Origin of the sequence: Collimonas fungivorans Ter331 (assembly GCF_000221045.1) — a bacterium.
Taxonomy (GTDB): Bacteria; Pseudomonadota; Gammaproteobacteria; order Burkholderiales; family Burkholderiaceae_D; genus Collimonas; species Collimonas fungivorans_A.
Genome location: NC_015856.1, coordinates 3806319 through 3819572, shown reverse-complemented (window position 1 = coordinate 3819572; position 13254 = coordinate 3806319). Strand labels below are relative to the sequence as shown.

Sequence of the window (13254 nt, the reverse complement as noted above, 5' to 3'; positions counted from 1 at the left end):
ATCGGGCGGCGCTCCATCGCTGAACTGCAACGCGATGGAGCTTGTTTAAGGTTGTATGGCGGTGCCGCTCGCCTGCTTGGCCTGGATGTCCGAAACAGCCTGCTGGATTGCCGACAGGCGGGATTCCGTGCCGGGATGGATCGCCGTATAACCATTGAGCACGCTGGCCGGATAGCTGGTCGCCAGCCGTTGCCAGAAAGCCGCGGCGTCGTCGACCTTGTAGCCGGCGCGGGCAACCATGTACAGCGACAGCTTGTCGGCCGCCACGTCCAACTGCTGCGGATAAGGCTTGACACCGGCCATACCGTTCAGGGCCGCGGTATCCGGCTTCAGGCGGATCAGGTTGTCGATGACGCCGGTCATGGTGGCGGTATTGCGCTGGCGCGACGGATGCGTCAGCGTGTTATGCGCCATTTCCTTGGCGATCACCAGCGCCAGTTCGTCGTTGTTCTTGGTGTATTTCATCATGCCGCTGCTGATCAGCACGCGGCGGCCGTCGGCATAACTGATCACGTTCTCGGTGTTGCCGAGTTCGATGCCGAAAGCGCAGGCGCGGGTCAGCGGGATGTTCAGGGTCTGGTTGGCGCCGTTGCGCGCAATGACGACCTTGATGCTGTTGCGGCCGTTCACTAGCGGCCCGAGCAGCAGGGCAGTCTGGCGTTCGGCGTCGGCGCCGGCCGGCACCGGCTTGTCCTGGATGCTCACCAGCAGGTCGCCGCGCTGCAGGCCGACCTTGGCGGCGCCGCTGCCGGCCAGCACGCCGGTCACTTGTAGCTGGTCGCTCAGGCCGAGAGCGCTTGCCGCTTCAATGAACTCGGAGGTAAAGGAATATTTGGTCTTGGCGGTGAAGCCCAGCAGGTTGCGCGCATTGTTCCGGCACAGCAGGGCATTGTTCACCAGCAAAGGCGCGGCAACGTCGTACAAGCGGTCTTGCAAGCCGATCAGGGCTTTCAGTTCAGCCTGTTGCGGCGGCGGTGTGAGTACGACCGGTTTGGGAGGGACTGGCACGACTTGCGGCGCGGTGGTGGCCGGCTCCTGTGTGGCACAGGCTGCCAGCAACAGCACTGGCAGCGCCAGCGTTGCACAGCGCCGGGCTTGCCGCCATCCATTGTTACGCGTCAATCTCATCAGTTTCTCCATCAATGTTTTCCGGTGCTGCCGAAGCCGCCTGCGCCGCGTTCGCTGCTCTCGAAATCGGCTACGACATTAAAACGGACACGGGCCACAGGCACAATGATCAATTGCGCCAGCCGGTCCATCGGGTTAAGGGTAAATTCGGTCGTGCCGCGGTTCCAGGTGGAAACCATCAGTTGACCCTGGTAATCAGAGTCGATCAGGCCCACCAGGTTCCCCAGCACGATGCCGTGTTTGTGGCCGAGGCCGCTGCGCGGCAGGATCATCGCCGCGTAAGCCGGGTCGCCGATATGGATCGCCAGGCCGGTCGGGACCAGGTGGGTTTCACCGGGTTTGATCGTCAGTGCGGCGTCCAGGCAGGCGCGCAGGTCGAGGCCGGCGCTGCCTTCGGTAGCGTAGGCCGGCAGTTGATCTTGCATGCGCGGGTCGAGAATCTTGACGTCGATGATATTCATTGAATTTTGTAACAATCTATTAGGTAAAAAAAGATGCAGCAAACATGGCAGAAACCAGCCGCCGGGTGTTCATTAGGCTACTTTTCGATGCAAATTGCCAGCGCTGAAACGACCGGCGATTTGTTAAACAAGACGAGCTGCGATGGCCGCAATCAGCTGGCGCGCCAGCTGCTGCTTGCCGGCGCGCGGCAGGTCGACATGGCCGCTGGCGTCGAACAGCACCAGCTGGTTGTCGTCCTTGCCGAATGTGTCGTGGCCGATATTGCCGACCAACAGCGGCACGTTTTTCCGCAGGCGCTTGGCCTCGCCATATTGCAGCAGGTTTTCCGATTCGGCCGCAAAACCGACACAGTAAGGCGCTTTCGGCAAAGCTGCAACTGTCGCCAGGATATCGGGGTTTTGTTCGAACACCAGTGCGGGCGCGCTGCCGTCGGCGTTCTTTTTCAGTTTTTGCGGGCTGGCGTTGGCTACCCGCCAGTCGGCCACCGCCGCCACGGCGACGAAAACATCGGTGCGCTCATCGGCGCCGGCCAGCTGCGCCAGCACGATATCGTGCATCTGCTGCGCGGTCTGGACGCTGATGCGGCGCACGCCGTAGGGCGCGGTGAGCGCCGTCGGGCCGGATACCAGGGTGACTTCCGCTCCCGCTTCATACGCGGCGCGGGCCACGGCATACCCCATTTTTCCGGATGAAAGATTGGTGATGCCGCGCACCGGATCGATCGGTTCGAAGGTGGGGCCGGCGGTCAGCAGCACACGTTTGCCTTTGAGCAGCTTAGGCTGGAACGAGGCGATTACTTCTGCCAGCAGCTCATGGGCTTCCAGCATGCGGCCCATGCCGACTTCGCCGCAAGCTTGCTCGCCGGCGTCGGGCCCCAGCAGCTGGATGCCGTCCGCCAGCAGCTGCGCCAGGTTGCGCTGGGTCGCCGCGTTTTGCCACATTTCGACATTCATTGCCGGCGCCACCAGCAAGGGCAGGGTGGCTGGACGCGCTACGCACAGCGTCGACAGCAGGTCGTCGCAGGCGCCGTGCGCCAGCTTGAAGATGAAATCGGCGGAGCAGGGCACGATCACGATGGCGTCGGCGTCGCGGGTGAGGTCGATGTGCGGCATGTTGTTGCCGATGCGCGCATCCCACTGGTCGGTAAACACCGGCTTGCCGGACAGGCCCTGCATGGTGATGGGAGTGATGAAGTGGGTGGCCGCCGCGGTCATCACGACTTGCACCGAAGCGCCGGCCTTGATCAGCGCCCGCGCGAATTCGGCCGCCTTGTAGCAGGCGATGCCGCCGGTCAGCCCCAGCACGATTTTTTTACCAGCGAGATCCATACCTGCTCCTGGAAACGTTATCTATTGGCTACTTGCTTACTTGCTTATTTGCTTAGTTGCTTGCTCAGTTACTTGTTCACGCGGCGCAGCTCATCAATGACAAACAATACCGCACCGATGCAGATCGCGCTATCGGCGATGTTGAAAGCCGGCCAGTGCCAGTTGCGCACGTAGATGTCGAGAAAATCGATCACATGGCCGTAGGCGATACGGTCGACCACGTTGCCGATGGCGCCGCCCAGTATCAGGGCCAGCGCGGTGCAGAACATGCGTTGTCCGGCGTGGCGTTTCAGCAGGAACGTGATGAACAGCGCAGCGGCGATGCCGAGCGCGGTGAAAAAATAGCGCTGCCAGCCGGATTCGGTGGACAGGAAGCTGAACGCGGCGCCCTTGTTATACACCAGCACCAGGTTGAAGAAGGAGGTCACGGCATGCGATTCGCCGTAGCTGAACAGGCGCACGATGGTGATCTTGGTGAGCTGGTCGAGCAGCAGCACCAGTGCGGCGATCGCCAGCCATGGCGCCAGGCCGTAGTTGGAAGAAGATGACGAGGAACGTTTTTTGGTGGCCATATTAAGATAAGTTGGTTGTAGGGTGGGCACATCGTGCCCACGCAGGAATTCACTCTACGTATATGTCTATTTCAGTACCGAATGGGCCAATACTCCGGCTATCGCTGTCACGCGTGGGCACGGCGTGCCCACCCTACGCAAAATGCCGGTCTTCGCCGTCGCCGAACAGGTTGGCGACACAGCGTCCGCACAGGCCCGGATGTTCCGGGTGGCTGCCGACGTCGGCCCGGTAATGCCAGCAGCGTTCGCATTTCTGCTGCGCCGACGGCGTCACCACGATCGTTTCTTCTGCTTCGGTCGCCACTTCCGATACCGTTGCGCTGGAAGTGATCAAGACAAACTTCAGGTCGTCGCCCAGGCTGCTGAGCAGCGCATGCTTGGCCGGCGCCGCCTTGATTTCGACTTCCGCCTGCAGCGAAGAACCGATGCCACCCGCGACCCGCACTTCTTCCAGCTGCTTGGTGACGTCGGCGCGCACCGCACGCAGCGCGCTGAATTTATCGATCAGGGCGGCAGCGCCGTCGATTTCCGGCAGCGTGTAATAGGTCTGGGTGAAAATGGTTTCATCGCTGGCGGCAAACGCTTCCGGGCTGGCGAAGAACGACCAGGCTTCTTCCGCCGTGAACGACAGCGTCGGCGCCATCACCCGCAGCAAGGCCTGGGTGATGTGCCAGATCGCGGTCTGCGCGGAACGGCGCGCCGGCGAACTGACGCCGCTGGTGTACAGGCGGTCTTTCAGGATGTCGAGGTAGAAGCCGCCCAGGTCTTCCGAGCAGTACATCTGCAGCTTCGAGATCACCGGATGGAATTCGTAAGTCTCGTAGTGCTGCAGGATGTCGGCTTGCAACTGCGCCATGCTGGCGATCGCATAGCGGTCGATTTCCAGCAGGTCGGCGATCGGCACCGCGTCCTTCAACGGATCGAAGTCGGAGGTGTTGGCCAGCAGGAAGCGCAAGGTATTGCGGATGCGGCGATACGATTCGGTGACGCGTTTCAGGATTTCGTCGGAGATGGTGATCTCGCCTGAGTAGTCGCTGGCAGCCACCCACAGGCGCAGGATTTCCGCGCCCAGCGAATCCGCTACCTTTTGCGGTTCGACGCCGTTCTTCAGCGACTTCGACATCTTGCGGCCTTCGCCGTCGACCACGAAACCGTGCGTCAGCAGCGCGTTATACGGCGCACGGCCATTCAGCATGGAGGAAGTCAGCAGCGACGAGTGGAACCAGCCGCGATGCTGGTCCGAACCTTCCAGGTAGAGGTCGGCCGGGAACTGCAGCTGGCTGGCGTGCGAACCGCGCAATACCGTCTGGTGGGTAGAGCCGGAGTCGAACCAGACATCCAGCGTGTCCTTGTTCTTGAGGTAGTTGACGGCGTCGTCGCCCAGCAATTCCTTCGGGTCCAGCGCCTGCCAGGCTTCGATCCCGCTTTGCTCGACGCGCTGCGCGATCTGTTCCAGCAGCTCCGGCGTGCGCGGATGCAGCTGGCCGCTTTCCTTGTGCACGAAGAACGCCATCGGCACGCCCCACTGGCGTTGGCGCGATAGGGTCCAGTCGGGGCGGTTGGCGATCATGCCGTGCAGGCGCGCCTTGCCCCAGGCAGGGAAAAATGCGGTTTCTTCAATCGCTTGCAGGGCGGTTGCGCGCAGGCTCGGCTGGCCGTCCTTCGGCAAGTTGTCCATGCTGGCGAACCACTGCGAAGTGGCGCGGTAGATGATCGGCGTCTTGTGGCGCCAGCAGTGCATGTAGCTGTGGTCGAACATGACCAGCTTGAACAGCGCGCCGGCTTCTTCCAGCTTGGCGCAGATCGGCTTGGATGCTTCCCAGATGGTCATGCCGGCAAAGAACGGCAGCCAGGACGCGAACTTGCCGTCGCCCATGACCGGGCTGATGATGTCGTCGTCCTTCATGCCATGCGCTTTGCAGGAGATGAAGTCTTCGATGCCGTAGGCTGGCGCAGAGTGCACGATGCCGGTGCCGCTGTCGGTGGTGACGTAGTCGCCCAGGTAGACCGGCGACAGGCGGTTGTAGCCGGGATCGCTGGCGGCCAGCGGATGCTTGAAATTGATCAGCGCCAGCGCTTCGCCTTTGCAGCTGGCGATGACCTTGCCTTCGAGGCCGAAACGCTGCAGCGAGTCTTCCACCAGGTCCTGCGCCAGGATCAGCAGCAGCGGCGCGCCGTTGCGCGTGGTCTGCACCAGCGCGTAGTCGACTTCCGGATGGACGTTGAGGGCCTGGTTGGACGGGATGGTCCACGGCGTGGTGGTCCAGATCACGACATAACCTTGGCCGGCCGGCAGCGACGCCAGGCCGAACGCGGCGGCGATCTTGTCCGGCTCGGCAAACGGGAAGCCGACGTCGATCGACGGGTCGCGCTTGTCCTGGTATTCGACTTCCGCCTCGGCCAGGGCCGAACCGCAATCGAAGCACCAGTTGACCGGTTTCAGGCCGCGATAGACATAACCCTTTTCCAGGATGGCACCGAGCGCGCGCAGTTCGTCGGCTTCATTGCCGAAGGCCATGGTCAGGTAGGGGTTGTCCCATTCGCCCAGCACGCCGAGGCGGATGAAGTCTTTGCGCTGCAGGTCGATCTGTTCGTTGGCGTAAGCGCGCGCTTTCGACTGCACTTCAGCCACCGGCAGGTTCTTGCCGTATTTCTTTTCGATCTGGATCTCGATCGGCATGCCGTGGCAATCCCAGCCCGGCACATAAGGCGCATCGAAGCCGGCCATGTTGCGGGCCTTGACGATCATGTCCTTGAGGATCTTGTTGACGGCGTGGCCCAGGTGGATCTCGCCGTTGGCGTACGGCGGGCCGTCATGCAGGATGAATTTCGGGCGGCCCTTGGAGGCTTTGCGGATCCGTTCGTAGACTTTCTTTTCCTGCCATTGCTTGACCCATTGCGGCTCGCGCTTGGCGAGGTCGCCGCGCATGGGGAAGGGCGTCTCGGTCATGTTGACCGGGTATTTGCTCTGCGGTTTATTTTGCAATTTACTTTGCGGTTTCGCAGGTTTATCGTTTTCTGGTTTGCTGGTCTGGTCGGACATAATTTTCTTCAGTGGAATTCTGTGGGGCCAACATAAATGCGGGCAAGGCCGAGGAGTTGCGACAGCGTCAAATTCGGTCAGTGGCCGAAACTGCCGACATATCGTGCTGGCCGTGCTGGCGGAAATACGCGCGCGCATTGCCGACATCGCGCGTAATCGCGGCAGTCAGGGTCGGCAGGTCGACATATTTCTCTTCGTCGCGCAGTTTCTGCAAAAACTCGACCTGTATCAGCTTGCCGTAGCAATCGCCGGCAAAGTCGAGGATATAACTCTCCAGCAGCACTCGACCGCTGTCGTCCACGGTGGGGCGGATGCCGATGCTGGCGACTGCCGGCAAAGGCTGTTCGGCCAGGCCGTGGACATTGACCACAAAGATGCCGGACAGCGCCGGCAGCTTATGGTTGACGCGCAGGTTCAGGGTCGGGAAACCGATGGTGCGGCCCAGCTTTTTGCCGTGCACTACGTGGCCCGAGATCGAGTACGGATGGCCCAGCAAGGCTCGCGCATGGCTGAAATCGCCAGCCGCCAGCGCAGCCCGCACCGCCGATGAGGATACCCGCGCGCCGTCGTTCATCACGGTCGGCAAAGTCTCGACCTGGAAGCCATATTTCTTGCCGGCCTCGACCAAGGTCGCGATATTGCCGGCGCGGCGGGCGCCGAAACAGAAATCTTCGCCCACCATCAGCCATTTCACATGCAAGCCTTCCACCAGCACTTTTTCGATGAAATCCTGGGGCGACATGGCGGCAAAGCTGGCGTTGAAATGTTCGACGATCACACGGTCTATACCGGCCTGCGACAGCGACTGCAGCTTGTCGCGCAGGTTGGCGACGCGGGTCGGCATATTGTCCGGCTGGCCGGAACGTTGCGCAAAAAACTCGCGCGGGTGCGGCTCGAACGTCATTACCGCGGCATCCAGCCCCAGTTCGGTGGCGGCCTTGCGGACGTGCGCGAGCAGCACCTGGTGGCCGCGATGCACGCCGTCAAAGTTGCCGATAGTGAGCGCGCAAGGCGCGCGCGATTCGGCGTTGGGAAGTCCGCGAAATACCTTCATGGGAGTGACCGAAATAAGTGACCGGAATATTTGTTGCCAAAACCCTGCATTATAAATGCTTTCGGCGTCTTGCCCCTGCCCTGAAGTCGAACCGCAGCTGATTGCACGATTTTTAATTGATAAAACGGCTATTTTATTGAATTTTGGATACTGAATCAGGAATTCAGGATTGCCATGGCCAAAAAAAATCGCCCCGGAGGGCGATTTTTATCAATCAGCTCAGCCTGGTTTTGCTTAGGCCGGTTTGTTCCCACCCAGAAGTCCACCCAGCAAACTGCTGAGATCGACGCCGCCAGGGGCAGGGCTAGCTTCGCCGTGTGGCGTCAGCTTGTCTACCAGGCCAGGCAGGATTTCCGACAGATGCCCGGCTGCTTCGCTCGGTGAAATGCCGGCCTTTTGCGCCAGTTCCTGCAGCTGGCCGCCGCCCAGAGCCTGTTGTACCTGGTCCGGCGAAATAGGCTGGTTCTGGCCAGTGCCTATCCATGACTGCACGACCGAACCCAGGCCCGCGCCTTCCAATGCGCTGAGCAGGCCGCCGCCAGCAGAACCAGCGTCCGCGCCGGCAGCCTGGCCAGCGCCTGTGCCGCCGCCTTGCAATGCCTTCAGCAGCAACGGCAATGCAGCCTGGATCAACAGGGCTTGCGTGTTATTTCCACCTGCTTGCTGTTGGCCGCCGCCACCGATTGCGCCAAGTACCGAATCCAGCAATCCCATAATATTCTCCTGAGTAAAATGCTTAATAAAACGTCAGCCATCAAGGCAGATTACTGCTTCGCGGAATACAAAGCAGTTGAGAAGATTAATCTTACAACGCGTTAAGTGCTTTGAGTAGTTATGCAACTGAAAACGATTGTGTCTTGGCTGCGTCTCTCATTCTAGCCAGTGCTGATATTTTTGCTTAGAACAAATTGTAGGATCGATAGAGGCAAGCGATAAGCCGATCAAATAAGTTGGCGAAACTACATCTCGCCCCAGATCGCATTGATGGCCGCCAGCGCCGCCAGGCCAGCGGTTTCAGTGCGCAGGATGCGCGGACCCATGGACAGCATCAGCGCGCCCTGGCTGCAGGCCAGGTTTTCTTCCGCTTCGGTGAAGCCGCCCTCCGGACCGATCAGCAGCGCCAGCGCCTGCGGCGGCTGGTGGCGCGCCCAGTCCGACAGCGACTGTTCGCCGCGCGGCGACAGCAGGATGCGCTTGTGGAGATCCTGCTGCTGCGCCCAGTCGTTGAAAGGACTGAGGGTGGACAGGGTAGGCAGGCGGTTGCGGCCGCTCTGTTCGGCAGCGGCGACGATCACCGCTTGCCAGTGGTTTTGCTTCTTCTCGGCGCGCTCGCTGTTGAGGCGCACCACGCAGCGTTGCGCCGCCAGCGGCTGGATCGCAGCAACGCCGAGCTCGACGGCTTTTTCGATGATCCAGTCCAGTTTCGACGATTCCGGCAGCGCCTGGGCCAGCGTGATTGCATACGGCAGCTCGGCTTCGCGCGGTGAAAAAGTCTTGATCTCGACGTTCACGCGCTTTTTTTCGATGCTGACGATGGTGGCGGTGTACTCGCCGCCTTCGCCGTTGAACAGGGTAATCGGCGCCGCCAGCCCCAGCCGCAGCACCAGCAGGTGATGGGCGACGGCTTCCGGCAGCGCCAGCAGCTGGCCGATTTCGAGCGGGGCAGGGATGTAGAAACGAGGCATGGCGTTGATAAGTTCTTATTCGTCGGTATTGATGGAGCGGGTACAGAGTAATGCGCGGGCAGCCAGCATGACTGTAGCAAGAAATAAGCAGGAACCGATCCTGCCCCCGGATATCCACTGTACATAGCTTTTGTATGGAGCGCCGCAGCATTTTACTGCTCCTTTACGGTATCGACGCAGGAGAGACGAGCCGATTTGAACCGGAATCGATCGCATTTTGGTAAAATATCGGCCTTTGTGGGCTGTTTTGCCGCTTTTGGCCCGCCAACCGATTTTCAACTCGTTGTCTACTTGCTCACACCATGACCTCCACACTCCCGACTACCAAGATGGCCAATGCAATCCGCGCGCTGGCAATGGACGCTGTACAGAAAGCCAACTCCGGCCATCCCGGCATGCCGATGGGCATGGCGGAAATCGCAGTCGCCTTGTGGGCCAAGCACTACCGTCACAACCCGGCCAATCCGCACTGGTTCAACCGTGACCGGTTTGTGTTGTCGAACGGTCATGGTTCGATGCTGCAGTACGCGTTGCTGCACCTGACCGGCTACGACCTGCCGATGGACGAGCTGCGCAATTTCCGCCAGATGCACTCGAAGACGCCGGGCCATCCTGAAGTCGATGTCACGCCGGGCATAGAAACCACTACCGGTCCGCTGGGCCAGGGGCTGACCAATGCGGTCGGCATGGCGCTGGCGGAAAAACTGCTGGCGGCGGAATTCAACCGCGCCAATTTCCCGGTAGTCGACCACTACACCTACACTTTCGTCGGCGACGGCTGTCTGATGGAAGGCATTTCGCACGAAGCCTGTTCGCTGGCCGGCACGCTGCGCCTGTCGAAGCTGATCGCGCTTTACGATGACAACGGCATCTCGATCGACGGCCATGTCGAAGGCTGGTTCAAGGACGACACCCCGAAGCGTTTCGAAGCCTACGGCTGGAACGTGATCCGCGCCGTCGACGGCCACAATGTGGAAGCCGTCAGCGCTGCCATTCACCAGGCCAAGCTGTCCGACAAGCCGACCCTGATCTGCTGCAAGACCGTGATCGGCAAGGGTTCGCCGAACCTGGCCGGCACCGACAAGGTGCACGGCGCGGCATTGGGCGACAAGGAAATCGCCGCCGTGCGCGAAGCGCTGGGCTGGACTTCGGCGCCGTTCGAAATCCCGGAAGACGTCTACGCCGCCTGGGACGCCAAGCCGCAAGGCAAGCAGTTCGAAGGCGACTGGAACGCGCTGTTCGCCGCCTACGCTGCCGAATACCCGCAGCAAGCGCTTGAATTCACGCGCCGCATGAAGGGCGAATTGCCAGGCAATTTCGAACAGACCGCGAGCGACTACGTCGCCAGCTGCGTCGCCAAGAAAGAAACCATCGCCACCCGCAAAGCCAGCCAGAACGCGATCCAGGCGCTGGCGCCGGTGCTGCCGGAATTCCTCGGCGGTTCGGCCGACCTGACCGGTTCCAACCTGACCAACTGGAAAGAATCGGTGGCAGTGCGCGCCGACCAGCCGGGCAACCACATCAACTACGGCGTGCGCGAATTCGGCATGAGCGCCATGATCAACGGCATCGCCCTGCATGGCGGCTACATCCCGTTCGGCGCCACTTTCCTGACCTTCTCCGATTACAGCCGCAATGCCCTGCGCATGGCGGCGCTGATGAAGATCCGTTCGATCTTCGTGTTCACCCATGACTCCATCGGCCTGGGCGAAGACGGCCCGACCCACCAATCGGTGGAACACGTGTCGAGCCTGCGTCTGATTCCGCAGCTGGACAACTGGCGTCCATGCGACACGGTTGAATCGGCCGTGGCATGGGAACAGGCGGTGAAACGCAAGAACGGTCCGAGCACGCTGATTTTCTCGCGCCAGAACCTGCAATACCAGGAACGCGATGCGCAGCAGATCGCCGACATCAAGCGCGGCGCTTACATCCTGAAAGATGCGCCGGACGCCAAGGCAATCCTGATCGCCACCGGTTCCGAAGTGGAACTGGCGATGCAGTCCGCCGCTGCGCTGGCGCAGGAAGGCATTGCAGTGCGCGTGGTGTCCATGCCTTGCGCCGACGTCTTCGACCGCCAGGAAGCTGCATACAAGGCCAGCGTATTGGAGCGCGGCGTGCCGCGCGTGGCGATCGAAGCCGGCGTGACGGCGTTCTGGCACAAGTATGTCGGCCTGGAAGGCGCCGTGGTCGGCATCGACACCTTCGGCGAATCGGCTCCTGCCCCTGTGCTGTTCAAGCACTTCGGCTTCACTGTTGAAAACGTCGTGGCCAAGACCAAGCTGGTACTGGCATGAATCTGAGAGCTGCGAGAGCTATCGGCAAGATGGACATCACCAACGTCGTCGGTGATGTTGTCATCCGCCGCGCCACCGTCGCCGATGCGGGGGTGATTGCGGCGGTGCGTATCGATAGCTGGCGCACCACTTACCGCGGCATCATTCCGGACGATTACCTGGACGGCATGAAGGTCGAAGACAGTAAGGCTATCTGGAGCCGCATCCTGGCGGCGACATCGAATGCCGCCAATGTTTTCGTGGCTGAGGTCGACGGCGAGGTGCTGGGTTTTGCTGCCGGCATGACGCTGGCAGAGGCCAAGCTCGGCTTCGATTCCGAGCTGACCGCGATCTATCTGGAGCCGTCGGTGCAGCGGGCCGGCATCGGCCGCAAGCTGGTGGCGCACGTGGCCGCCGCCCTGGCCAGCGCCGGCGCCAACAACATGCTGGTATGGGTGCTGGCGGACAATCGCCCGGCGCGGCAGTTTTACGAGATGCTCGGCGCCGAGCTGCTGGCCGAGCAGCCGTTCAGCTGGGATGGTCTGGATTTGCAGGAAGCCGGCTACGGCTGGCGTACTATCAGGGTCAATTGAATTTTTTTTGATATGTTAATACCTTAGGAGAAAACCATGACTATTCGCGTCGCCATCAATGGCTATGGCCGCATCGGCCGCAACATCCTTCGCGCCCATTACGAAGGCGGCAAAAAGCATGACATCGAGATCGTCGCCATCAACGACCTCGGCGACTCAAAAACCAATGCCCACCTGACCCAGTACGATACCGCCCACGGCAAGTTCCCAGGCACCGTGACGGTGGACGGCGATTTCATCGTGGTCAACGGCGACCGCATCAAGGTATTGGCGCAGCGTAACCCGGCCGAACTGCCATGGGGCGAGCTGGGCGTGGACGTCGTGCTGGAATGCACCGGCTTCTTCACCACCAAGGAAAAGGCCAGCGCCCATATCAAGGGCGGCGCCAAGAAAGTCATCATCTCCGCACCGGGCGGCAAGGATGTCGACGCCACTGTCGTGTTCGGCGTCAACCACGGCGTGCTGAAAGCCAGCGACACCGTGATCTCCAACGCGTCCTGCACCACCAACTGCCTGGCGCCGCTGGTCAAGCCGCTGAACGACAAGATCGGCGTGCTGAACGGCCTGATGACCACTGTCCATTCCTACACCAACGACCAGGTGCTGACCGACGTCTATCACGAAGATCTGCGCCGCGCCCGTTCCGCCACCATGAGCATGATTCCGGCCAAGACCGGTGCTGCCGCTGCGGTCGGCCTGGTGCTGCCTGAGCTGAACGGCAAGCTGGACGGTTTTGCGATCCGCGTGCCGACCATCAACGTCTCGCTGGTCGACTTGTCGTTCGTCGCCGCGCGCGACACGACTGTCGATGAAGTCAATGCGATCATGAAAGATGCATCGGAAAACGGCGCCTTGAAGGGCTTGCTGACTTACAACGTCGAACCCCTGGTGTCGGTCGATTTCAACCACAACCCGGCTTCTTCCAACTTCGATTCCACGCTGACCAAGGTGTCCGGTCGCCTGGTCAAGGTGTCGAGCTGGTACGACAATGAGTGGGGTTTCTCGAACCGTATGCTGGACACCACGGTGGCACTGGTTAACGCCAAATAAAACCGGGTTTGCATAAATAAAACGCCCCGCTCATGCATTGAGCGGGGCGTTTTGCGTAGGGTG

11 protein-coding genes are annotated in these 13254 nt (G+C 61.0%); 3 read left to right on the top strand and 8 right to left on the bottom strand.

The annotated features are described in order from the left end of the window. Positions 1 to 45 precede the first annotated feature (45 nt). From CFU_RS16845 to CFU_RS16810, 8 genes are all read right to left on the bottom strand, one after another. The gene (locus tag CFU_RS16845; protein WP_238531327.1) at positions 46 to 1128 is read right to left on the bottom strand and encodes a M48 family metallopeptidase; all 1083 of its coding nucleotides are present in this window, start codon (positions 1126 to 1128) and stop codon (positions 46 to 48) included. A gap of 11 nt (positions 1129 to 1139) precedes the next feature. Then, entirely contained in the window at positions 1140 to 1589 is a 450-nt protein-coding gene (gene dut, locus CFU_RS16840; RefSeq protein WP_041742241.1) for a dUTP diphosphatase, read from the bottom strand. Between the two features lie 123 nt (positions 1590 to 1712). Next, complete coding sequence (coaBC, locus tag CFU_RS16835; protein ID WP_014007239.1) at positions 1713 to 2918, bottom strand: bifunctional phosphopantothenoylcysteine decarboxylase/phosphopantothenate--cysteine ligase CoaBC; 1206 nt, start codon at positions 2916 to 2918, stop codon at positions 1713 to 1715. Positions 2919 to 2986: 68 nt separating this feature from the next. After that, the gene (gene lspA / locus CFU_RS16830) at positions 2987 to 3490 is read right to left on the bottom strand and encodes a signal peptidase II (protein ID WP_041742240.1); all 504 of its coding nucleotides are present in this window, start codon (positions 3488 to 3490) and stop codon (positions 2987 to 2989) included. Between the two features lie 133 nt (positions 3491 to 3623). Further along, on the bottom strand, positions 3624 to 6533 hold the full coding sequence (gene ileS / locus CFU_RS16825) for an isoleucine--tRNA ligase (protein WP_014007237.1): 2910 nt from the start codon (positions 6531 to 6533) through the stop codon (positions 3624 to 3626). A 67-nt stretch (positions 6534 to 6600) separates the two neighbouring features. Continuing rightward, positions 6601 to 7587 (bottom strand): bifunctional riboflavin kinase/FAD synthetase, encoded by a 987-nt coding sequence (locus CFU_RS16820; protein ID WP_014007236.1) that lies wholly within the window; start codon positions 7585 to 7587, stop codon positions 6601 to 6603. A gap of 234 nt (positions 7588 to 7821) precedes the next feature. Next, on the bottom strand, positions 7822 to 8301 hold the full coding sequence (locus tag CFU_RS16815; protein WP_014007235.1) for a YidB family protein: 480 nt from the start codon (positions 8299 to 8301) through the stop codon (positions 7822 to 7824). 245 nt (positions 8302 to 8546) lie between these two features. Continuing rightward, positions 8547 to 9272: a 16S rRNA (uracil(1498)-N(3))-methyltransferase gene (locus tag CFU_RS16810; RefSeq protein WP_014007234.1), complete on the bottom strand. Its 726-nt coding sequence runs from the start codon at positions 9270 to 9272 to the stop codon at positions 8547 to 8549. A 302-nt stretch (positions 9273 to 9574) separates the two neighbouring features. On the opposite strand from CFU_RS16810, the gene tkt reads away from it, so the two are divergent. Genes tkt through gap form a run of 3 tightly spaced genes read left to right on the top strand, consistent with a single transcriptional unit; the run spans position 9575 to position 13191 of the window. Beyond that, positions 9575 to 11569, top strand: a complete 1995-nt coding sequence (gene tkt / locus CFU_RS16805) for a transketolase (protein ID WP_014007233.1) — start codon at positions 9575 to 9577, stop codon at positions 11567 to 11569. Continuing rightward, complete coding sequence (locus CFU_RS16800) at positions 11566 to 12141, top strand: GNAT family N-acetyltransferase (RefSeq protein ID WP_014007232.1); 576 nt, start codon at positions 11566 to 11568, stop codon at positions 12139 to 12141. The genes tkt and CFU_RS16800 overlap by 4 nt, the downstream gene beginning before the upstream one ends. Positions 12142 to 12177: 36 nt before the next feature. Beyond that, the gene (gene gap, locus CFU_RS16795) at positions 12178 to 13191 is read left to right on the top strand and encodes a type I glyceraldehyde-3-phosphate dehydrogenase (RefSeq protein WP_014007231.1); all 1014 of its coding nucleotides are present in this window, start codon (positions 12178 to 12180) and stop codon (positions 13189 to 13191) included. Positions 13192 to 13254: the final 63 nt, after the last annotated feature.

What these genes read in the sequence shown, in the direction of transcription:
- CFU_RS16845 (WP_238531327.1), bottom strand. Translation starts at nt 1,128, where the DNA reads ATGAGATTGACGCGTAACAATGGATGGCGGCAAGCCCGGCGCTGTGCA.
- dut (WP_041742241.1), bottom strand. Translation starts at nt 1,589, where the DNA reads ATGAATATCATCGACGTCAAGATTCTCGACCCGCGCATGCAAGATCAA.
- coaBC (WP_014007239.1), bottom strand. Translation starts at nt 2,918, where the DNA reads ATGGATCTCGCTGGTAAAAAAATCGTGCTGGGGCTGACCGGCGGCATC.
- lspA (WP_041742240.1), bottom strand. Translation starts at nt 3,490, where the DNA reads ATGGCCACCAAAAAACGTTCCTCGTCATCTTCTTCCAACTACGGCCTG.
- ileS (WP_014007237.1), bottom strand. Translation starts at nt 6,533, where the DNA reads ATGTCCGACCAGACCAGCAAACCAGAAAACGATAAACCTGCGAAACCG.
- CFU_RS16820 (WP_014007236.1), bottom strand. Translation starts at nt 7,587, where the DNA reads ATGAAGGTATTTCGCGGACTTCCCAACGCCGAATCGCGCGCGCCTTGC.
- CFU_RS16815 (WP_014007235.1), bottom strand. Translation starts at nt 8,301, where the DNA reads ATGGGATTGCTGGATTCGGTACTTGGCGCAATCGGTGGCGGCGGCCAA.
- CFU_RS16810 (WP_014007234.1), bottom strand. Translation starts at nt 9,272, where the DNA reads ATGCCTCGTTTCTACATCCCTGCCCCGCTCGAAATCGGCCAGCTGCTG.
- tkt (WP_014007233.1), top strand. Translation starts at nt 9,575, where the DNA reads ATGACCTCCACACTCCCGACTACCAAGATGGCCAATGCAATCCGCGCG.
- CFU_RS16800 (WP_014007232.1), top strand. Translation starts at nt 11,566, where the DNA reads ATGAATCTGAGAGCTGCGAGAGCTATCGGCAAGATGGACATCACCAAC.
- gap (WP_014007231.1), top strand. Translation starts at nt 12,178, where the DNA reads ATGACTATTCGCGTCGCCATCAATGGCTATGGCCGCATCGGCCGCAAC.